Source organism: Rhodococcus sp. B10, from assembly GCF_011770055.1.
In the GTDB taxonomy this organism is placed as follows: domain Bacteria; phylum Actinomycetota; class Actinomycetes; order Mycobacteriales; family Mycobacteriaceae; genus Rhodococcoides; species Rhodococcoides kyotonensis_B.
Map to the genome: position 1 here is coordinate 66695 of NZ_JAAFYV010000002.1, position 20525 is coordinate 87219.

The window sequence follows — 20525 nt, forward strand, 5'->3', positions numbered from 1 at the left end:
GTCGATCATGCTCCTCCGACACGATCGTGTGCCACCGGGAGGTCCCCGAAGCTAGATTCGTAGCCATGATCACGATGACCGACCCGGCGTGGCGGCCGAGTCCCCGTGCGAAGCAGTTGTGGGCGATCAATGCAGCTCTGATGTGGATTCCGGTGTTCGTCGCGCAGATCGTGTGGGCCGTGATCGATGGTCGGTGGACGACGTGGCCACACGTAGCGGCGCTTGCCGTGACCGTCACCGTGGCCGTCGCGCACATCGTGGGTGTGCCGCTGTGGCGCTACCGGGTGCATCGGTGGGAGATCAGCGAGACCGCCGTCTACACGCTGACGGGATGGTTCGACCAGGAGCGACGCATCGCACCGATTTCGCGGGTCCAGACCGTCGACACCGAACGCGGCCCGATCGACCGCATGCTCGGCCTGGCGACCGTGACCGTGACGACGGCGTCGTCGGCGGGCGCCGTGAAGATCACTGCCCTGGACAAGGACGTCGCGGACAAGACCGTCGCTCGGCTGACCGACATCGCCGGGCGCACACTGGGTGACGCGACGTGACCACCGAGACCGAGCTTCTCGTCGAGGAGGAGCAGAGGCCGTGGCTTCGACTCGACAAGCGCATGCTGCTGGTGCATCCGGTGAACGAGGGCGTCAAGGTTCTACCGGTCCTGCTGGTGTCGTTCGTCGTCGGTAGCCAGAGCGGCAATCACCTGTGGGGACTGATCATCCTGGCGATCGTGGTCGTCTACGCGATCCTCCGCTGGTTCACCACGAGTTACCGCATCGGCCCGGTACACGTACAACTTCGGACGGGCGTCTTCCAGAAGAAGGTGCTGTCGGTTCCACGCAGCCGCATCAGGTCGGTGGACATCGAGGCGAACCTGCTGCATCGCGTACTCGGGCTGTCCATCCTGCGAATCGGCACGGGACAGCAAGCAGGCAAGGGCGAGAAGTTCGAACTCGACGCCCTCGACGCGAATGTCGTTCCCGCGCTGAGGGAAGAGCTGCTGCACCGTGTCACCCGCGCCGGCATCGGTCCGGGTGGACCGCCGGTAGTCGAAACCGAGATCGCGCACTGGCAGACGTCGTGGGTGCGGTTCGCACCGTTCTCGTTCACGGGTGTCGTGACGATCGCGGCCGCCATCGGCGTGCTGTTCCAGTACGGCCTCGGTCAACGGCTCGCCGAATCGTCGGTGATCAGCGACAGCATCGATTCCGCCGAACGACTGGGAATCGTCGTCGTGGTACTCGTCGGACTGGCGCTCCTGTTGGTCGTCGCGAGCGTGTTCGCCTGCGTCCGCTACCTGATCACGTACGGCAACCTGACCGTCACCGACGACGGAACACGGATGCACGTGAATCACGGTCTGCTGAAGACCCGTTCGACGACACTCGACCGCAAACGGCTCCGCGGGACGTCACTGTCGGAACCGTTGCTTCTGCGGTCCGTGAACGGCGCCCGGCTCGACGCGATCATGACGGGCGTCAGCGCGGAGAAGAAGGAGTCGTCGCTGCTGCTGCCCCAAGCGCCGGTCGACGAAGCGCTGCGGATGATGACCGTCGTTCTCGGCGAGGCTGGATTGACGTCCGACGCACAGAAGCCGCTGACCCCGCACGGACCGGTCGCGCGGCGTCGGCGCTACACCCGCGCGGTCGGACCCGTCGTCGTCGCGGCAGCCGCACTCGGCGTCGCCGAGGCACTGGGTGCGCCGATTCCGCCGCTCGCATGGGTTGCCGCCGTAGTCCTGCTGGTCGGTGCCGTGTTCGTTGCGTGGGACCGATACCGAGGCCTCGGACACGCGCTTCTCCCCGGCTGGCTGATCACTCGGCACGGCTCGCTCGACCGACGGCGTCACAGCCTCGAAGCGGCCGGCATAATCGGCTGGACCGTCCGACAGACGTTCTTCCAGCGGCGAGCAGGCGTCGCCACCATCGTGGCCGCGACGCCTGCCGGCGTCGGCCATTACGAGGTTCTCGACGTCCCTGCGGACCAGGCGTGGTCGATCGTCGAGTCCGTGACACCGGGAGCCGGGGACATATGGGCGCGCTGACTCCCCGCAGCATCGACGAACTCGACCTCGCCGTCTCGTCGTGCCGTGCGTGCCCACGGCTGGTGCGCTGGCGCGAGAAGGTGGCCGCCGAGAAGAAGGCGGAATTCAGGGACCAAACCTATTGGGGCAGGCCGGTTCCCGGCTTCGGCCCGGCAGATGCGTCGATGTTGATCGTGGGCCTCGCTCCTGCCGCGCACGGCGCCAACCGCACCGGCCGGATGTTCACCGGCGACCGTGCGGGCGACTTTCTGTACGCCGCGATGTACGAGGTGGGACTCGCGAGCCAACCCACCGCCACGCACATCGGCGACGGCCTGGAACTGCGCGGGGTGCGCATCACGTCGCCGGTCCATTGCGCTCCCCCGGCGAACAAGCCGACGATCGACGAACGCGACCGATGCCGGACATGGCTCGACATCGAACTCGGACTGCTGCGCCCGAACCTGCGCTCCATCGTCGTCCTCGGCGGATTCGGATGGCAGTCGCTGCTGCCCGTTCTACAGCGCAACGGCTGGGACATCCCGCGTCCGAGGCCGAAATTCGGTCACGGTGTGCAGGTGGATCTAGCGGGACCGTCGGGTCGTTCCGCAGGCTCCACTCCTGACAGCATTCGGCTGTTCGGGTGCTTCCATGTCAGTCAACGCAACACGTTCACCGGGCTCTTGACCCAGGAGATGACCCAGGACGTGCTGCGGGCTGCGGCGACCCATGCGGGGCTGTCGTGAGCGCCTTCAGCCGCCACGAGAACAACAGAATGCCGGGCGGTACCGCGCCGCCGACCAACAGGAGCGCTGTCCGCCAGTCGGCAAGGAGAAGGACGTCGCCTCCCGGTCCGCCGAACATGCACAGCAGCACGCCGACGCCCCACCCGATCAGCGGCGACGCGATCGCCGCCGGCCGCTCGGCCACCTTGCGCGCGGCGAACAGCAACGCGACGTTCGCGACACCGGCCAGTAGCGCACTGACCGGAAACGGGATCGACCCCAGGTAGGTCGGCAGGAACAGCACCGAGAGGACGCCGCACAGAAAGCCGTCGAAGATCAATACCGCGAGAGTCGCCCTCGAGACGAGTACGACGGCATTGGATGCGGCTTTCGAGATCATGACGCCAATAGTGACGTACGAGCAGGGATCAGGAGACCGGAGGGTATCCCAACGACGTCAGCAGGTTGCTCATGATGGTGGCGAAATCGGTGAGGCCTTGCTGATACAGCATTTCCTGACGCGGGAAGTCCGGCATCAGCGAGTTCACGAACGCGACGATGGCGTCCTGCACTACCCAGTTGTACATGTTCGTGATCCACCCCACATATCGGTGCCGACGTGATGCAGCACATAGTGTCACACGCCGGAGAACAAATCACCTTCGCGTCCCGACGCATCCACGTCACCGAGCTTGCCCCGCACCAGAACGTACTGCTCGTCGGCCAGAATGGGCTGAACGATGTTGTTGGACAGTGCGTACTCGACGCCCGATGGGGCCACCGTCACCTGTGTCGCGTGTGCGTTCAACGCCTCACGCTTCAGATGGAACACGCCGCGGACGTCGAGTGACGTCGTGACGATGTCCTCGGGGACGCTCGGCAGCTCACCCGGCTCGGGCATACGCCACCCGTCCGGAACGTCCTCGATCGCGGCGATGCCGTCGCGCAGTTGATCGGCGCCGGTGACGGTCCAGTAGAACTTCGACGGCGTCCACGGCGCGCCCGCATCCGGATACAGGTCGGATCCGGCGATGTCGAACGCTTCGGTGACGAGCGAGTGGGCCTGCTGGTGATCCGGATGGCCGTAGCCGCCCTCCGGGTCGTAGCCGACGACGACGTGCGGCTTGACCGCACGCACGACCGTCAGCATGGCCGTCAGCGCTTCGTCGCGGTCGGCGTTGACGAACGCCCGTGGATTGGCGGCGGCAGCCGTCCCGGCCATGCCGGAGTCACGCCACCGTCCGGCGCCACCGAGGAAGTTCGGGGTACCTGCGCCGAGAACGTCCAGGGCCCTGTGCAATTCGTGGATACGGTAGCCACCGAGCTGATCTGCCTCGTCGGCGATCAGGTGCGCCCATCGGTCGCCGATGACCTCGCCCTCTTCACCGAGCGAACACGTCAGAACGGTGACCTCGACACCCGCCTGAGCGTAGTGTGCGATGGTTCCGCCCGTCGTGATGGTCTCGTCGTCCGGATGTGCATGAACGAGCAGCAATCTCACTTGGTTCCGGTCCTCATCCATGTCGCTGCGTCGCCGAAGATTCCGACCTCGATCGGACCTGCGAGCGACACACCCTCGACGTCGTTGCCGACGGCAACGACGGACGAATCCTGCGAGATCGGTAGCACGGCCGACAGCGACCACAGCTGCGGCTCGGCTTCGGCTTTCAGTGCATCGACCGAAAGTTCGCCTGACAGCGCACGATTCACCGAATCGGTCAGTTCGGGCACACACAACCCGGACGTGTTGCTCGGCGCCACGGCCGGTGTGTCGTCGGACGCGGGAATCGGGTCGACGGCGGCGCATCCGAACCTCGACGCCATCACCGTGGCCGCGTCGACGCCGACGCTCGTCCATCCCACGATCGCGTCGACCTGTCCCTCGGTCAGCGCGGTGCCGTAGAGCTCCTCTGCGGGCAGTGGTGTCACGGTCGCCGCGATTCCCGCACCTGCCAACTGATCGGCCGCCGTGTTGGCCACCGCCAACGCAGTGCTGTCACCCTCGACGGCACCGATGACGAATGTCAGTGGCACACCGGCCTTTCCGATACTCCCGTCCGGAAGCGGCACGTAACCGCCGCGATTCAGCGACGCCAGCGCGGCGTCGCGACCGATCGGAGCGGGTGCAGTCGGCCCGTATCCCGGATCGGACGGGCTCGACAACTGTGCTCGCGCAGGATGATCCGCCGAGCCGCTTCCGGCCGCGACCGTCGACAGCAACGCCGGGTCCAGCAGCCCGAGAATGCCGCGTCGCATTTCGGGATCGGCGAGTTCCGGGGTACGCCCGTTGAGCGTCAGGTCGAGAACGCGCGGCTGGAACCTGATGTCGGTGCGCACACCGGGAATCGCGGCGAGCTGCGCTTGCGTCGCGGAACTGGCCCGAACCTGTGCTACCTGAGCATCTTTCGAGCGCAACGAGTCCGCGAGCTGAGCCGCGGTACCGCCGCGACGGAGGAGAATACGATCGGGAAGAGCGGGCTCGTCCCAGAACCGGTCGTTGCGTTCGAGCAGAATCTCGTCGCGACCCTGGTCGACGGATTTGATGTTGAACCGCCCACCCGACACCGGCACGTTGTCGGACAGACCACTCTGGAAACCACCCGGCGAATCCTTCAACAGGTGGCTGGGCAACAGATCGGTGAACAGACGCTGCCAATTCGGGTACGGCTGACGCATCGTCACGTCGACGGTCTTGCCACCGCCCGACGACTGGACGTCCTCGATCAACGCGTAGCCGGCAGGGTCGACGACGCCTGGCTGCGAGATCATCTGCCGCCACAGGTAGCGGAAGTCCTCGGCGGCGATCGGGGCGCTGTCGGACCACTGGGCTTCGTTGCGGAGCTGATAGCGCACCGTGAACGGATTCTGCGACGTGACCTCCGCCGAGATCAGCAGAGACGGATCCGGCGTCCAGACGGTACGCGTGGGGTCGGCCGGATCGAGCGTCGGCCGGAACGGACTGGGCAGAACCAGCGCGCTGACGGCCGAGTTGGCGGGCGACTGATCCGACAACAGATGAGGATTGAATCCGTTGCCGACGTCGTCGATCGCGACGACGACCTGATCACCCGTTTCGACGGGCGCGACGGGAGTGGTCGTCGTGGTCGTCGGAGCGCTCTCCACCGGTGGAGGCGGATTGGCGGTGCATGCTGCGAGCGCCAGGGCGACGAGTCCGATGCCCGCGGTGTGCAGTCGCTGCCGCAATATGCCACTCCTTCGTCGTGGCCCGTGCGTGCTCGGTCTCTACCCGACCGAGCACGCACGGGCGCGTCAGCGCACCTTACAGAGCAGCCTTGTCACGCGACTTCGCACGCGAACGCTCGCGTGCACGGTCCGTCTGCGACAGGTGCACCTTGCGGACGCGCACGGCCTCCGGGGTGACCTCGACGCACTCGTCGGCGGCACAGAACTCCATCGCGGCTTCGAGGGTGAGCTCGATCGGCTTCGCCAGTGTCTCCGTGGCGTCGGCCGTCGCGGAGCGCATGTTGGTGAGCTTCTTCTCCTTGGTGACGTTGATGTCGAGGTCTTCGGCGCGCGGGTTGATGCCCACGACCATGCCCTCGTACGTGTCGGCGCCCGGGTCGACGAAGAACGTGCCACGGTCGGCGAGCTGGATCATCGCGAACGGCGTGACCGATCCGGTGCGGTCGGAGACGAGCGAACCGGTGTGGCGGGCGCGGATCTCGCCTGCCCACGGGCCGTATCCGTGCGACACGGCGTTGGCGATGCCGGTACCGCGGGTCTCGGTGAGGAAGTCGGTACGGAAGCCGATCAGGCCGCGCGACGGGACGATGAACTCCATGCGGACCCAACCGGTTCCGTGGTTGGTCATCTGAACCATCTTGCCCTTGCGGTTCGCGAGGAGCTGGGTGATGGCACCGAGGTGCTCTTCGGGGGTGTCGATGGTCAGTTCCTCGAACGGCTCGTGCACCTTGCCGTCGACCTGACGGGTGACCACCTGCGGCTTGCCGACGGTCAGCTCGAAGCCTTCGCGACGCATCTGCTCGACGAGGATGGCCAGCGCCAGCTCACCACGGCCCTGCACCTCCCAGGCGTCGGGGCGACCGATGTCGAGAACCTTGAGCGAGACGTTACCGATGAGCTCGGAATCGAGGCGGCTCTTGACCATGCGTGCGGTCAGCTTGTGGCCCTTGACGCGGCCGACGAGCGGGCTCGTGTTGGTGCCGATGGTGACCGAGATGGCGGGCTGGTCGACGGTGATGGTCGGCAGTGCGACGGCGTTCTCGGGGTCGGCGATGGTGTCACCGATCATGATCTCCGGGATGCCCGCGACGGCGACGATGTCACCGGCAGTTGCCACGTCACCGGGCTCACGGGTGACGCCGACGGTCTTGAGCAGCTCGGTGATCTTGACGTTCTTGACGCCGTCGGCGTGCATCCATGCGACGTTCTGGCCCTTGCGCAGCTGGCCGTTGTGGATACGGACGAGCGCGAGGCGACCGAGGAAGTCCGACGCGTCGAGGTTGGTGACGTGCGCCTGCAGCGGCGCGTCTGCGTTGCCCTTGGGGGCCGGAACGTGCTCCATCAGAACGTCGAACAGGACGTCGAGGTTCTCGGTGTCGGGTGCGGCACCGTTCTCGGGCTGGTTCAGCGACGCCTTGCCCTCGCGGCCCGACGCGTACAGAACCGGAAGGTCGAGCAGAGCCTCGGCGGCCTGGGCCGCGTCGTCGTCGAGGTCGGATGCCAGGTCGAGGAGCAGATCCTGCGACTCGGAGACGACCTCGTCGATACGTGCGTCGGGACGGTCCGTCTTGTTGACCACGATGATGACCGGCAACGACGCGGCGAGCGCCTTGCGGAGCACGAAGCGGGTCTGCGGCAGCGGGCCCTCGGAAGCATCGACGAGCAGGACGACGCCGTCGACCATGGACAGGCCGCGCTCGACCTCACCACCGAAGTCGGCGTGGCCGGGGGTGTCGATCACGTTGATGACGGTGACGGTGCCGTCGGCGTTGTGGCGGTGAACAGCGGTGTTCTTCGCCAGAATCGTGATGCCCTTTTCCTTCTCGAGGTCACCGGAGTCCATGACTCGGTCCACGAGTTCGGCACGCTCGGCGAACGCTCCCGATTGACGCAACATGGCGTCGACCAGCGTGGTCTTGCCGTGGTCGACGTGTGCAACGATGGCGACGTTGCGGAACGATGTGGTGGTCTCAGTACTGGTGGGGGCGCTCACGCGAAAAATTCTCCTGGGTCGAATGCGGGCTCTTGTTCGCTAGCGGGCTTATGTCGCTAGAGAAGCGCGCTGCACCGCGAGGTTCTCGCGACCGATCGAGTTTACCCGCTGCTACGAGGTGACCCACACCACGCAGTACTCTTGGCCTGAAGTTCACCGGATTGTTCTTCTCGAGCGCGGAGCGAAATACATGGGCAAGGTCAAGGCCAAGGACATCTCGGGTCTCAAGCCCAAGAAGAAATGTTGCCGTAAGAAGACCAGGTGCTTGAAGTGCCCCGTAGTCATCATGAGGATGAAGAAGCTGGAGGATCAGGGTGCGACGGGCAAGGACCTGAAGAAGGGCCTCAAAAAGGCCCGGGCTGCCTGAGCAGCTCGCTCAGTTCCGGTATCCAGGCACGGTCCGCGTCGACCAGATCGATCTCACCCAGCCCGCGGGCATCGACCCACCGTAGATCCGAATGTTCCAGCGGCACAGGCGTTCCCGAGATCAACTCGACGAGGTAGGCGCGAAGGGTCAGCACGCCGGACAACTCGACGTCACCCGCAAGGGGCTCCCCCACCGAGGTCTCCACACCCAGTTCCTCGCGTAGCTCGCGCACGAGTGCGTCCTCGGGCTTCTCACCGTCCTCGACCTTGCCTCCCGGCAGTTCCCATCGGCCCGCGAGCTCGGCGGGTCGGGATCGCTGGGCCAGCAGAAGCAATCCATTCGAGACCAGTACGCCTGCAACGACGAGTGTGCCCATGTCACCATCGATTCATGAGTGGGGATGACAAGCTATCGAATTCCGACATCGACGATGCTCTCACCGGTCTTCCGGGATGGACACTCGACGGGCAGCAGATCGTGCGCACCGTCGAGATGCCGACGTTCCCGGCAGCCATCGAGTTCGTCTCGCGCGTGGCCGATGCGGCAGAGGCCGCCGATCACCATCCCGACATCGACATTCGCTGGAGAAAACTCACCTTCAGGTTGTCGACGCATTCCGCGGGCGGCCTCACGAAGAAGGACGTGCATCTCGCTCACGAGATAAACGCACTTCTTCCCGACGATTGATCCGGCCCAGGTAGATCGTCCACCCGTAGACGAGAAGAGCGCCGACCACGTCGACCGCGCCGAGCCATGCCAACACGCCGGGTCGGGACACGAGCCAGATCGAGTCCTGGAAGAAGCTGAGAATCCACGGCACGCCGACGAGCGTCGTCGCCAGCCAATAGGCGGCGACGAGCTTGGTGCCGAGGCGCTGCCGATCCTGTCCGTGCAACAACCACACCAGCAGCGGCATGACCCAGACCCAATGGTGGGACCACGAGATCGGCGACACCAGCAGACCGAACAGCTGCACCACGACGAGCGTGCCCAGTCGATCGTCGGCACGCAGCGCCCGCCAGGCGAAGAACGCCAGCACAGCGCAGATCGCGACGCCCACGATCCAGACGGGACCGGAGCCGACGTCGTGACCGGCGACGCGGCTCATCGCGCCGCGGAGCGACTGGTTCCACACCGACCCCACCGGGCCGATGCGATCGGCGTCGCCCAGCAGCGTCGTGAAATAGGTACCCGCCTGCTGCCCGAGGATCAGGTAGCTCAGGCCGACGGTCGCACCGAACGCGACGGCGGAGAAGATCGCGGCTTTCCATCTCCTGGTCGCGACGAAGTACAGCCCGGTGATCGCCGGCGTGAGCTTGATTCCCGCGATGATCCCGACGAGACCGCCTGCCACCCACCACCGCGAACTCCGAATCGCGACGAGTGCACCGAGGGCGAGGAAGACGTTGACCTGCCCGTAGTCGAGTGTCGTGCGGACCGGCTCGGTCCACAGCGCGATGGCCGTCCACAGCATGGCGACGCGTGTCCAGCGCGGGGACTGGGCCGTCTCGTCGCCCAGAACCAATCCGAGGCTGAGCTTGATCAGCAGGAACATCGCCGCCATGGTCGCGAGCTGCCAGCAGACGCCGACGAGGGTGAACGGCAGGTAGTGCAGCGGGAAGAACACCAGCGCCGCGAACGGTGGATACGTGAACGGCAGCGGAAAATCGGGGGTTTCCTCGGAATACGTGAAGTCGTACAGGTCGTCGCGCAGCAACTCGGCGGAGCCGTCGACGTACACGTGCAGGTCGACGAGATTCATGCCGTTGGGCGTCAGGAACGCCCAGGCGAATCTCGCGACGACCGACAGCACCAGCAGGATCGGGGCACATCGAACCAGACGGTTCACGTCTTCTCTGCTCCCGTTCGCATCATTCTTCGGCCGCCCCCGTTCGAGACCGACGCGGCGAGCTTATAGGGAACTCGTTCGGGGTTCACAAACGCACGTCACAGGATCTACGCGTTCCGATGCTGCTGGATCACAAATAACATTTGCATCACCAACCACACGGATCACTTCAGTAACAAGCTAGTCTGCGACGGTACGGGGTGGGCGGCACCGGCTGTACAAGGAAGGGTCCGATACATAGAGTGACCCCTCGAGCCAGCAACCGCCTCAGGGCGAAGTTGACGATCAGGATGGGGAAACTAGTGCTTCGTTTCGGGGTATCGCGCAGGGCTGTCACCGCCGTAGCCGTCGCAGCAGCCGCCGCGCTCGCCGTACCGACTTCCGCTTCGGCAGAGCCCGCACCACCCGAGCTGCCCGCACTGATCCTCCCCACTCCGGATCAGCCGCTCCCCGATTACGCAGAGGTCGAGGCGCTCGCGTCGTTCGCACCCGCGATTCTCGGTGCCGCAGCAGGTCCCGCCGACGCGGCCGCAGGCCCGCAGGCCGAGATTCTCGCCCAAGCGCGAGCACTGCTGGCGAACTCGGGACTTCCGGACAACGTCAAGAGCACTCTCGAAGCGGTCATCACGTTCCTCGACGGTTCGGGTGGCGGCGGACCGGAACTGCCGCCGTCCGACGGCCCGGTCATCGCGCAGTTCCTCTACCCCACCCTCGGCAAGGGCTGCATCTCGGACACCGCCGATTCCGTCGGTACCGCGCTCGCCGTCCCCGGCCCTGCGACGCTGCCGCCCCCCGGCCCGGCTGCAGGCCAGGCAGGCTTCGTGTTCACCGCCCTCGGTACTGCTCCGATCGCCGAGAAGCAGGAAGCGCCGCTGACCGCGACGTGGCTCAACCTCGACAACCGACGCAGCGGAACGGTCGATCTGAACGGCGCGTCGCGCATCAACCCCGACGGACCGGCGACGATCTCGGCCATCGCCGACACCGGCCCCGGCCGCGTCCTGTCGGTCATCTCGGGATCGATCACGACGCAGTCGAAGGAAGATCCGTCGGCAGCTCCGCGCACCTGCTCGTTCCTCCCGACGATCGGCACCTTCTTCGTCGCCTAGTACGGTCTGCTCGTGAGCAGACCCTTCGCCTTCGTCGCGACCACCTACGCGTTCGCAGTCGGAATGATGGGCACGACGATGCCCACCCCGGTGTATTCGCTGTATCAGGCCGAGTTCGGATTCTCGGTTCTGGTCATCACGGTCATCTTCGCCGCGTACGCGCTCGGTGTCCTGGCGGCACTGCTCGCGTTCGGGCGATGGTCCGACACGCTCGGCCGACGGCCGTTGCTCCTCGGCGGCATCGCGTTCGGCATCGTCAGCGCGCTGGTCTTCGTGTTCGCGGGCAATCTCGCTGCGCTACTCGTCGGACGTGTGCTGTCGGGGCTGTCCGCGGGCATCTTCGTCGGCACCGCGACGGTGACGCTCGTCGAACTGGTTCCGGACAAGTGGAAGGCCAAGGCACCCGCGATCGCGACGGCTGCCAACATCGGCGGTCTCGGCCTCGGCCCGCTCGTCGCAGGCCTTCTGGTGCAGTATCTTCCGGAGCCGACGCATCTGACGTTCGTCGTCGACATCGTGCTGCTGGTGATCGCTGCGGTAGCGGTGTTCCTGGTGCCCGAGACCGTCGACGTACAGCCCGGTGCCACGCCGCACATGCAGCGACTGTCCATACCCGCCGAGATTCGCGGAACGTTCGCACGCGCGGCGATCGGCGGGTTCGCGGGCTTCGCCGTCCTCGGACTGTTCAGCGGCGTCTCACCGGGATTCATGACGACGGTCCTCGGCGTCGACAACCACGCCGTGGGAGGAGCCGTCGTGTTCCTGATCTTCGCGGCGTCGGCCGCGGCCCAGATCGGGCTGCGGGGTCTCGACGCGGCGTTCGCTCAGCGCGCCGGCTGCATCGTGCTCCTGGTCGGCGTCGTGGCACTGGGAGCGTCGCTGTTGCTCGCGTCGTTCTCGCTTCTCGTCGTCGCCGCGGTGGTGTGCGGTGTCGGACAAGGCATCACGTTCAGCAAGGGAATGGCCTCGGTCACCGCGGAACTGCCTGCGGGCAGGCGTGCCGAGGTGACGTCGACGTTCTTCGTGGTGCTCTACGTCGCGATCTCGATCCCGGTGATCGGCGCGGGTGCCGCGGCGAACGCGTGGGGACTCGTGACGGCAGGCGTCGTGTTCTGCGCCGTGGTGGCGCTCCTGGCCGTCGTCGCGTTTCTACTCCTGACCGTGTCCGGGCGTCAGGACGAGAAGGAATCCGAGAAGAGCTGATAGAAGTAGCCGGCGATCGTGTACAGCACGTCGATGAAGTCCATGATTGTTCCTTGTCTGTCTCAGGCCAGCGACCACTGGCCGTAGTCGGGTTTCAGAACGACGTTGATGTCGACGCCGATTCCGTCGACCTCGTCCTTGTCGATTCTGATCTGGTGCAGGTGCGCCTTCGGGTGTCGGAAACCCTTGGGCGTTCCCCAGTTGTGTTGCCAGTACCACTGACCGAGCCCGGCGATGGACGCCAGTTCGATGGTCGGTGAGTTGGCGTAGATTCCGGTGTTCTCCGGGCCGACGACGGACTGCCAGCCGAGGATGTAGGGCGCGATCATCGTCGCGAACTCGATGGCCGTCGGGTTGTCGTCGATGGACGCGTAGATCGGCCGGTTCTCGGGACCGCCTGCGGCACGGTGCAATTCGAGACCGCGGTTCGCATGCTTCACACCCGCCGCATATCCGCCGCGCCAATCCGACGTCGTTCCTTTGCCGTACTGGTAATTGGAGACGACCTCCAGTCCGGCCTCGGTCAGTGCGTCCGCCTCGTCACGCTTCATCGGTTTGCCCAGCATCCATTCGGCTCCGGGACGACGGTCGGACACGTAGCGCACGGCTCCGAGATGACCTGCCGCTCGGATGGATTCGGGCGACGGAACACCCGCCGCGTAGTCGATCAACGTTCCCAGGCCGTCGGCATGCGCCGACTGCGCACCCACGGCCGCCAGTCCGACTGCGGCAGCCGACCCCACGGCCGCGTACTTGAACAGATCGCGTCGCGATACGTGCACGGTTTTCCCCCACATTCGGTGTCCCACGGCGTGTCGTCGATCCCGCGGGCATCGACGCTGTTACTTTTTGCAGTTTGCGTATTGCACCACATTCACATCCGTATCGCCAGTCACCTGACTCTCGCCAGCCACATCCGCATCGTCGGCGATTCCCTTACTGTGGAGACCAACCGGTTCTGCATCACTGAAGGAGAAAGACATGGGCGTCACCCTCGCCAAGGGCGGAAATGTCTCGCTGTCGAAGGAAGCACCGAATCTCACCGCGGTCACGATCGGCCTCGGCTGGGACGTGCGCAGCACGACGGGCGGCGACTTCGACCTCGACGCCAGCGCGATCGGACTGAACTCGAACAAGAGGTCCGTGAACGATCTGTTCTTCGTCTTCTACAACAACCTCCGCTCGCCGGACGGCGCGATCGAGCACACCGGCGACAACCGCACCGGCGAGGGAGAGGGCGACGACGAGAGCATCGACATCGATCTCACCGCCCTGTCGCCCGAGGTCGAGTCCATCGTCTTCCCTGTGTCGATTCACAACGCCGACGCGCTCGGCCAGAACTTCGGTCAGGTCGTCAATGCCTTCATTCGCGTCGTGAACAAGGCGGACGATCGTGAGCTCGCGCGCTTCGACCTCAGCGAGGATGCGTCGACCGAGACGGCGATGGTGTTCGGCGAACTCTACCGTCGCGGGTCGGAGTGGAAGTTCCGCGCGATCGGCCAGGGATATGCGTCGGGCCTCGAAGGAATCGTGCGCGACTACGGCATCAACGTGGGCTGACGCATAACGATTGAACAACCGACGAGTCCTGGACTTGAGAACGAACGAGAACCCGTGGTCCGATCTTCTCATTCGTAACATTCGCCTCATGAGTCACAGGAGTCACACATGTCTCGTCGGTTCAGTCGTGTAGCGGGAACGGTCGCCCTGTCCTGCGCAGCCCTGCTGGCTCTGCCTGCAACTGCGGCAGCGGATCCTGCGCCTGCTGATCCGCTGTCGCAGGCGTTGACGACACTGCAGCAGCAGGGCGCCGAGGCAACCGATCCGGCGCTGGCCGCAGCCACGGCCATCGCCAATTCCCGCACCGACGTGGCCGAGACGACGGACTCGAACCCGCTCGCCGCACTCGACGCCGCCAACGAGATTCTGACGAAGCTCGGCATCACGCCGTTCTTCTACCCGACCGCCTCGATCAACTGCGCTGCAGTGCCGGGCCTCCCGCTCGACATCGCACCGGCCGTCGCAGGCGCGGCGGGTGGACCGTGGCCGAACATCGGGTTGCCGTCCATCCCCCTTCTGCCTCAGCTGCCCGCGCTGAACGCCGTCGAGAAGGGCGAGACGATGTTCGCGTTCGTACCGGCAGGCATCGTCGACGACTCGGGCGACAAGGCCGGTATGCAGGTCGCGTGGTTCAACGTCAACACGCTGAAGGGCGGCTTCGCCGACATGGGCGGCGCGACGAACACCCTCGTCGACTCCATTCTGGCGAACGCGAACCTGGATCCGATCACGACCGAGATCGCTCGCGGTGCGCTGACCAACTTCGTCGCCGGCCTACCCGCAGCGGGCGCTCGCCTCGCTCCCGTCGAAACCGGTTCGGGCACAGTGCTTGCCGCGGTGTTCGGCAACGTCACGCACAACACCCCGACCGGTGAGAAGAGCTGCTTCTTCTTCCCGACCGTCGGACTCGTCAACGTCGCCTGACGCGTCGGAGCCGACCGACCGACCTTAGACCCGCCACCGTCGCCTCGAACGTCTCGTGGGGTAGCCGATACCTCACTCCCAGTTCGGCTTCGGTGGCGGAGTCGTCGGACGGCGGCATCTGCGTGTAGTACTGCATCGCCGCCTCGGACATCGGCGAGCGCGACACCGGTGTCTCGAACGGCACCACCGAACCGAGCAGATCGGTGGCCTTCCCGACCACGCGCAGGGCCGCGTCGGGAACCGAGACGGGCACGACCGTCACACCGGCGACGTCCCGCAGAATGCCGGCGATCGCGTCGACCGGCAGCCGTCGTCCACCGGCCATGAATCGCCGCGGCCCACAACCCGGTTCGAGCACGGCCGCGTGCATCGCCGCAAGGTCTCGTACGTCGACGACCAGCCATGCCGCACTACGCCCCGGCAGCACCCGCATCTTCAACGCCGCTTCGACGCCGTCGGCGGCCTCGCCGAACTGGTCGCCCGCGGGAGGTCCGAGCACCATGCCCGGGTACGTGATGACGACCGGCGCTCCCCCGTCCTGCATTCCGCGCGCGTAGACGTCGACCTGGGCTTTCGAACGCCCGTACGCGTCCGTGCCGCCGACGACGGGAAGTCCGGCATGCAGCAACTCGAGGCCCGGGTGGAACAGCGCGGTGAAACTCGAGACATGCACGATCGGGTCGAGCCCGAGCATGGCAGCTCCGCCGAGAACGTTCTCCGCGCCCGCGACGTTCGTCGTCAGCACCTCGTCGGCCCGGCTCGGATCGGTGGCGACGACGGCCGCTGCGTGGACGACACTGTCGCATCCATCGAGTGCACGGACGACGGACTCGCGGTCGGTGATGTCGCCCAACCAGATGTCGTCGGGATCGAGTCCGATGCACGCGGCACTGGTCTCGAGGCGCGCCGGACTGCGGACCAGATACCGGACCTCGTGTCCGGCGTCGACGATCGCTCGGGCCGTCCACGCGCCGACGAAGCCCGTCGCTCCGGTCACGAGAACACGCATCAGCCCTCCCCCGCCCGTGTGGCCGCGGCGCCCAGAAGTTCGTCGAGCGACGTCGACATGGCGTCGGCCAGTGCCTGCAGATCCGGCGCCTGTTCACGGCACGCGATGATGCCGACGTCCAGGCGGCCGTCGCCGGACATGACGGTGATGTTGAGGCCCGCGCCGTGCATGATCGGCCCGAGCGGGAACAATCCGGTCACTCTTGCTCCCAGGAAGTACAACGGGAGCTGCGGGCCCGGCACGTTCGAGATCACCAAATTGTGGACGACGGGATGCCGCTCCGCGAGGTCGAGCGCGGCGTACGCGCGCATTGCGACGGCAAACGTTGCCGGAGAAGCGAATTGGGCCCAGTCCTGCAACAGCGTCGCACCGATTTCACGGTTGTGGTCCTTGCCGACCTCGTGGCTGCAGGAGATCACGCGCAGGCGTTTCACCGGATCGGCGATATCCGTGGCGAGCGAGGCGAACATCGCCGAGACCTGATTGGTGCCCGGCCTGCCGCTGTTCTCGTGCACCGAGACCGGGACGACGCCGACGAGCGATGCATCGGGCAGACCGCCCCGATCATCAAGGTACATACGTAACGCCCCGGCGCACATTGCCAGTACGACGTCGTTCACCTTGGCTCCGAAGGCGTTCTTCACCGTCTTGACGTCGGCGAGACGCAGACTGGTGAACGCGACGGTTCGGTGCTCGGTCAGCGTGCCGTTGAACGTGGTTCGTGGCGCGACGAACGGCGGCGGCATCGCCTCACCACGCCTCGAACGGCCGATCCAGCCGGTCAGAATGCGGACGGTCGCAGGCAGAATGGCCACCATGTGCAGTGGCCTGCTCGCCATCGAGAAGAGCCCTGCCACTGCGATATCGAATCGATGGGCCGCACCGACGCCCTCGACCGGCTCAGGAGGTGGTGCGTCGCGGTCCGGACTGCACAGCTGCGAGATGATGTTGGCCCCGGACACTCCGTCGACGGTGGAATGGTGCATCTTCAGAAAGATCACCATTCTGCCGTCCGCGGTGCCGTCGAGAGCCCACATCTCCCACAGTGGCCTCGATCGGTCGAGTCGCTGGGCCGTGAGATACGCGCAGGCCTCGGCGATCTCGCGATCTCCTCCTGGTTTCGGCAACGTCATGTGATGGAAGTGCCGGTCGAGATCGAAGTCCTCGTCCTCGATCCATACGGGATGATCGAAGTTGAACGCACTGTCGTACAGCTTCTTTCGTAGCGCGGGGATTGCGGCGATTCGACTCGACAGTTCTCTCTTCAGTGAGTCGGCGTCGTACCGGACGTCGTCGCCCGCCGGTTCGAGCTGCACGATCCCGCAGACGTTGAGGGGCTGCGTCGACGTCTCGAGATACAGGAAGCTTGCATCGAGTCCGCTCAACCGCTCCATCGCACCAATACTAGAACCTGTTCCAATTTCACGTCGGCGATTGCGCTATCCTTGGCCGATGCTCGGACGTCTGCACCCGACCGATGCCCAGACGTACTGGATGTCTTCCGTCATCCCGAACGACCAGTTCCTGCTGTTCTGTTTCGAGTCGTCGGCCGCGGCCGACGGGGTGCTGGGCCAGTTGGTCGATGCAGCTCGGGGCATCGACGAGCTGAACCTACGCATCGAGGAGTCGCGTCTCGGTTACCCGCGTACGGTCCGAACTCCGGCCGGCGTCGATGGCGTCGTGCACCACGGCTGTCCGGGCGGATGGGATGCATGCCTGTCGGCGGTGGCCGCACTGTTCGCAGATCAGGTCGACGCCTCCCGAAGACCCTGGCGGATACATCTTTTCGAGTGTGTGTCCGACGCGCCTCGCTGCGCGGGGCCAGCTCTCGTCGTCGTGCTGCAGTTCTCGCATGCCCTCGGTGACGGCCGCGTCGCGTCGGCTCTCGCACGACGCCTGCTCGGCGATCGGGAGCAGCGACCGATATCGATTCCGCCGCACCGACGACTCGGGCCTGTGGAGATTCTGACGCGCGCCCGTCGAGCCCGGGAGTTCGAGCAACTACTTCGTGACGACACTGCGGCGGGTCGGGTTCCACCGCAGGCGCCCGGGCGGCCGAGAACGCGTGTCAACACGGCACCGGAGGGTACGACGTCGGTACGCACGGTCGTACGGAACCGCACGGACCTGGCGCGCGGTCCGATCACCGTCACCGTCGGGGCGCTGACGGCCGTGTCGCTTGCGCTGTCGCGCTACCTCGCGCTGCACGGCGACGCGGTCCCTGCCGAACTCGGCGCCGAAGTGACTCTAGCCAAGAGTGGTGAACGGCACGCGCACAACCACTTTCGCAACGCAGGCGTCGACCTGTTTCCCGATGTCGACGACATACGCGTCCGGGCGCGACGCATCGCCGAGTCCCTCGATGCCCGACGCGTCCGCGCGGAACATCCCGCGATGGAAGCGCAGGCACGTGCGACGGAGCTGGTGCCTGCGGTCCTGCTGCGCTGGGGCATCCGACAGTTCGACGCGACCGCCGTGCCCGAGTCGGTCACGGGAAACACCGTCGTGTCGTCCGTTGCGCGTGGACCTGCCGACCTGACACTCGGCGGTGGTCCGGTGCGCTTCACCGCCGGCTTTCCTGCACTGTCCCCCGTCATGGGTCTGACGCACGGCGTGCACGGCATCGGCGACGTCGTGACCTTCGGCGTCACGTCGTCGGAATCCGCGGTACCGGACCCCGACGCCTATGCGTCACTGCTCGACGAGGCCGTCGACGATGTGGCGCGAGCGCTCTGACGGTTGCCAGAGTCTTCTCAGATTCGTGCATGTGCTCGTCTCAGATTCGTCGGCCAGGATCGTGTGCATGACGCAGATGACTGTTCTGGCAGTGGGTGGGACCGGCGAATCGCATCCAGCCGACCATCGCACGGCCGTGACCGGCATTCTGCGCTGCGTCACCGACAATTTGGACAGCCGGTTCACGTCACGGTGGGTCGGTTACCCGGCGTCGTACGGTCCCGTTGCGGTCGGCGGATTGAGCTACGGCCAGAGCACGCAGGCGGGCGTGCGCCGGTTGATCGCCGCGATCGAGGCAACCGACGGACCCGTCTCTCTGATCGGCTATTCGCAAGGGTGCTCGGTGGTGCGTGCGGTGCTGGGCCGGATGGCGTCCGGCGAGATCGAGACGGGTTCGGTGGTCGCGGCCGGGCTGATCTCCGATCCGCAGCAACCGGCAGGCGTCGTCGCCGAGTGCGACGGCAGTGGCGTCGCAGGCGCGGGTCCGGGCCTTCCCGACGGCGTGTCCGTGATGTGGGTCGGCCATCCGAAGGACATGATCTGCAACGCCAGCGCCGACAGCTACATCCGCGACATCGCCGACCTGACCCGTTACATGTCTTTTCGCACACTGAAGACCTGGCTACGCGCGCTGTGGATTCTGCTGCGCAGCAACGGTTTTCAGAACGCAGGCCGCACCCGGGTGTCACCGCGGCAATGGATGCGGGATGTCCGACGCATCCGCACGGCCACCGACGAGCTCAGGGGGTATCTGCCGTGCACACTGACGTGGCACGGCATCACGGTGTCGAACCCGTCCGGCAATCGCCACATCGCCTACGCGACGGAGCCGTTCGACAGCAGCGGCCTGACGGGGTGTCAGATCCTCGCGCAGTGGCTGCAGGTACAGGCCACGTTCTGTCAGTACGAGTTAGCTGCTTGACTCGGCCTGGGCCTTCAGCTGAGCGAGCCCCTTCTCGAAATCCTTGCCGACGACCTTGTCCATCGGGAAGACCTTGCCGAGCAGACGGAAGAACAGGTTGTTCTCACCCGTCATGGCCCAGGTGACCTCGGATCCGTTCGGCCCTGGATCGATGGTGAACGTGGTGACGTTGGTGGCCTTGAACGGCTTGGTGAACACCAGATCGAGCTTGACGATCTGTCCCGGCTTGGAGTCGGTGATCGTCATGCTGCCCGCGCCGGCCTTGCGGTTGCCGACCCACGCGTACGACGAGCCCACTCCCCGCTCGGGCCCGGCATAGCTGCGTTGCAGATCCGGATCTGCACCCTCCCACGGAGACCAACTCTTCCAGTTACGGAAGTTGTCGATCAGTTCGTGGATCTTCTCGGGTGACGCGCTGATGGTGGTGGTGCGCTCGACCAGGAAGGTGCTCATGCGCGAATGATAATCAGTCGCGCCGACACAGGCAGAAGATGTGGCCGACCGGATCGCGGAACACTGCGAACCCCGGATGGTTCTCGTTACCTTCGAGTTTCGTCGCTCCCAGTCCGAGCACGTACTTCTCGCTTGCTTCCATGTCGTCGACGACGAGATCGAGGTGGATCTTGATGCCGTCCGACGGCCAGTCGAGCGGAGTGAAGTCGGGCGCCTTCTGGAATGCGAGCCGTAGCTCGCCCGGACCTTGCAGTACCGCCCAGCCGCCGTCGTTTCTGGCGAGGTCCCATCCGAGCACCTTGGCGTAGAACGTGGCCAGCGCTTCGGTGTCGGGGCAGTCGAGGACGGTGTAGTCGACGTCGATCTTGGGTGCGGTCATGGCCTCTACCCTGACGGCATCGATGGTCCGTGGCAACCGTCTATCGGTTGTGGTGTGCCATCGATG

The 20525-nt window shown here is 65.7% G+C and carries 23 protein-coding genes; 11 read left to right on the plus strand and 12 right to left on the minus strand.

Annotation, left to right across the window (positions count from 1 at the left end):
- Positions 1 to 65 precede the first annotated feature (65 nt).
- The 3 genes from RhoFasB10_RS01600 to RhoFasB10_RS01610 all read left to right on the plus strand — a co-directional run bounded on the left by RhoFasB10_RS01600 (position 66) and on the right by RhoFasB10_RS01610 (position 2772).
- Positions 66 to 554 (plus strand): PH domain-containing protein, encoded by a 489-nt coding sequence (locus tag RhoFasB10_RS01600; protein WP_167674810.1) that lies wholly within the window; start codon positions 66 to 68, stop codon positions 552 to 554.
- 62 nt (positions 555 to 616) lie between these two features.
- A complete protein-coding gene (locus RhoFasB10_RS01605) occupies positions 617 to 2047 on the plus strand; it encodes a PH domain-containing protein (RefSeq protein WP_167674939.1) in 1431 nt (476 codons plus the stop codon).
- Entirely contained in the window at positions 2035 to 2772 is a 738-nt protein-coding gene (locus RhoFasB10_RS01610; protein WP_167674812.1) for a uracil-DNA glycosylase, read from the plus strand. Before RhoFasB10_RS01605 ends, RhoFasB10_RS01610 begins: the two co-directional genes overlap by 13 nt.
- On the opposite strand, the gene RhoFasB10_RS01615 is transcribed toward RhoFasB10_RS01610, so the two are convergent.
- The 5 genes from RhoFasB10_RS01615 to typA form a co-directional block, all read right to left on the minus strand.
- Positions 2699 to 3151 (minus strand): hypothetical protein, encoded by a 453-nt coding sequence (locus tag RhoFasB10_RS01615; protein ID WP_068427956.1) that lies wholly within the window; start codon positions 3149 to 3151, stop codon positions 2699 to 2701. The genes RhoFasB10_RS01610 and RhoFasB10_RS01615 overlap by 74 nt on opposite strands.
- Positions 3152 to 3179: 28 nt before the next feature.
- Positions 3180 to 3338 (minus strand): hypothetical protein, encoded by a 159-nt coding sequence (locus tag RhoFasB10_RS01620; protein ID WP_167674814.1) that lies wholly within the window; start codon positions 3336 to 3338, stop codon positions 3180 to 3182.
- A 50-nt stretch (positions 3339 to 3388) separates the two neighbouring features.
- Positions 3389 to 4273, minus strand: coding sequence for an N-acetyl-1-D-myo-inositol-2-amino-2-deoxy-alpha-D-glucopyranoside deacetylase (gene mshB / locus RhoFasB10_RS01625; protein WP_114328696.1), 885 nt, complete (start codon positions 4271 to 4273; stop codon positions 3389 to 3391).
- Entirely contained in the window at positions 4249 to 5955 is a 1707-nt protein-coding gene (locus RhoFasB10_RS01630) for an ABC transporter family substrate-binding protein (RefSeq protein ID WP_167674816.1), read from the minus strand. Before RhoFasB10_RS01630 ends, mshB begins: the two co-directional genes overlap by 25 nt.
- Positions 5956 to 6031: 76 nt before the next feature.
- Positions 6032 to 7948 carry a translational GTPase TypA gene (gene typA, locus RhoFasB10_RS01635; RefSeq protein ID WP_068427950.1) on the minus strand — a complete coding sequence of 639 codons (1917 nt, stop codon included), beginning with the start codon at positions 7946 to 7948 and terminating at the stop codon, positions 6032 to 6034.
- A gap of 190 nt (positions 7949 to 8138) precedes the next feature.
- Here typA and RhoFasB10_RS01640 point away from each other — a divergent pair, with 190 nt between their 5' ends.
- Positions 8139 to 8315 (plus strand): hypothetical protein, encoded by a 177-nt coding sequence (locus tag RhoFasB10_RS01640; RefSeq protein WP_165839483.1) that lies wholly within the window; start codon positions 8139 to 8141, stop codon positions 8313 to 8315.
- On the opposite strand, the gene RhoFasB10_RS01645 is transcribed toward RhoFasB10_RS01640, so the two are convergent.
- On the minus strand, positions 8293 to 8691 hold the full coding sequence (locus RhoFasB10_RS01645) for a (deoxy)nucleoside triphosphate pyrophosphohydrolase (RefSeq protein ID WP_167674818.1): 399 nt from the start codon (positions 8689 to 8691) through the stop codon (positions 8293 to 8295). The two genes, RhoFasB10_RS01640 and RhoFasB10_RS01645, sit on opposite strands and share 23 nt — an antisense overlap.
- Before the next feature lie 14 nt (positions 8692 to 8705).
- Between RhoFasB10_RS01645 and RhoFasB10_RS01650 the strand changes: the two genes are divergently transcribed.
- On the plus strand, positions 8706 to 9002 hold the full coding sequence (locus RhoFasB10_RS01650) for a 4a-hydroxytetrahydrobiopterin dehydratase (RefSeq protein ID WP_167674820.1): 297 nt from the start codon (positions 8706 to 8708) through the stop codon (positions 9000 to 9002).
- Here the strand turns inward: RhoFasB10_RS01650 and RhoFasB10_RS01655 are convergent.
- Complete coding sequence (locus tag RhoFasB10_RS01655) at positions 8944 to 10164, minus strand: mannosyltransferase (RefSeq protein ID WP_167674822.1); 1221 nt, start codon at positions 10162 to 10164, stop codon at positions 8944 to 8946. The genes RhoFasB10_RS01650 and RhoFasB10_RS01655 overlap by 59 nt on opposite strands.
- 290 nt (positions 10165 to 10454) lie before the next feature.
- Between RhoFasB10_RS01655 and RhoFasB10_RS01660 the strand changes: the two genes are divergently transcribed.
- Both RhoFasB10_RS01660 and RhoFasB10_RS01665 read left to right on the plus strand, forming a co-directional pair.
- A complete protein-coding gene (locus RhoFasB10_RS01660; RefSeq protein ID WP_114328401.1) occupies positions 10455 to 11273 on the plus strand; it encodes a hypothetical protein in 819 nt (272 codons plus the stop codon).
- Between the two features lie 12 nt (positions 11274 to 11285).
- Positions 11286 to 12476 (plus strand): MFS transporter, encoded by a 1191-nt coding sequence (locus RhoFasB10_RS01665; RefSeq protein WP_167674824.1) that lies wholly within the window; start codon positions 11286 to 11288, stop codon positions 12474 to 12476.
- Between the two features lie 62 nt (positions 12477 to 12538).
- Here the strand turns inward: RhoFasB10_RS01665 and RhoFasB10_RS01670 are convergent, their stop codons facing one another.
- Positions 12539 to 13273 carry a DUF1906 domain-containing protein gene (locus tag RhoFasB10_RS01670; RefSeq protein ID WP_167674826.1) on the minus strand — a complete coding sequence of 245 codons (735 nt, stop codon included), beginning with the start codon at positions 13271 to 13273 and terminating at the stop codon, positions 12539 to 12541.
- 184 nt (positions 13274 to 13457) lie between these two features.
- On the opposite strand from RhoFasB10_RS01670, the gene RhoFasB10_RS01675 reads away from it, so the two are divergent.
- The gene (locus RhoFasB10_RS01675) at positions 13458 to 14036 is read left to right on the plus strand and encodes a TerD family protein (RefSeq protein ID WP_068427926.1); all 579 of its coding nucleotides are present in this window, start codon (positions 13458 to 13460) and stop codon (positions 14034 to 14036) included.
- Positions 14037 to 14144: 108 nt separating this feature from the next.
- The gene (locus RhoFasB10_RS01680) at positions 14145 to 14960 is read left to right on the plus strand and encodes a hypothetical protein (protein ID WP_167674828.1); all 816 of its coding nucleotides are present in this window, start codon (positions 14145 to 14147) and stop codon (positions 14958 to 14960) included.
- Here the strand turns inward: RhoFasB10_RS01680 and RhoFasB10_RS01685 are convergent.
- Both RhoFasB10_RS01685 and RhoFasB10_RS01690 read right to left on the minus strand, forming a co-directional pair.
- Positions 14947 to 15969, minus strand: coding sequence for an NAD-dependent epimerase/dehydratase family protein (locus tag RhoFasB10_RS01685; protein WP_167674829.1), 1023 nt, complete (start codon positions 15967 to 15969; stop codon positions 14947 to 14949). The two genes, RhoFasB10_RS01680 and RhoFasB10_RS01685, sit on opposite strands and share 14 nt — an antisense overlap.
- Positions 15969 to 17363: a wax ester/triacylglycerol synthase family O-acyltransferase gene (locus RhoFasB10_RS01690; RefSeq protein WP_167674831.1), complete on the minus strand. Its 1395-nt coding sequence runs from the start codon at positions 17361 to 17363 to the stop codon at positions 15969 to 15971. Before RhoFasB10_RS01690 ends, RhoFasB10_RS01685 begins: the two co-directional genes overlap by 1 nt.
- A gap of 58 nt (positions 17364 to 17421) precedes the next feature.
- On the opposite strand from RhoFasB10_RS01690, the gene RhoFasB10_RS01695 reads away from it, so the two are divergent.
- Positions 17422 to 18705, plus strand: coding sequence for a WS/DGAT domain-containing protein (locus RhoFasB10_RS01695; protein ID WP_167674833.1), 1284 nt, complete (start codon positions 17422 to 17424; stop codon positions 18703 to 18705).
- 67 nt (positions 18706 to 18772) lie between these two features.
- Positions 18773 to 19627 (plus strand): PE-PPE domain-containing protein, encoded by an 855-nt coding sequence (locus RhoFasB10_RS01700; RefSeq protein WP_167674835.1) that lies wholly within the window; start codon positions 18773 to 18775, stop codon positions 19625 to 19627.
- Here RhoFasB10_RS01700 and RhoFasB10_RS01705 read toward each other — a convergent pair.
- Together RhoFasB10_RS01705 and RhoFasB10_RS01710 are read right to left on the minus strand one after the other, a co-directional pair.
- Positions 19616 to 20080 (minus strand): SRPBCC family protein, encoded by a 465-nt coding sequence (locus RhoFasB10_RS01705; protein ID WP_068427912.1) that lies wholly within the window; start codon positions 20078 to 20080, stop codon positions 19616 to 19618. The two genes, RhoFasB10_RS01700 and RhoFasB10_RS01705, sit on opposite strands and share 12 nt — an antisense overlap.
- 13 nt (positions 20081 to 20093) lie before the next feature.
- Complete coding sequence (locus RhoFasB10_RS01710; RefSeq protein ID WP_068427909.1) at positions 20094 to 20459, minus strand: VOC family protein; 366 nt, start codon at positions 20457 to 20459, stop codon at positions 20094 to 20096.
- Positions 20460 to 20525: the final 66 nt, after the last annotated feature.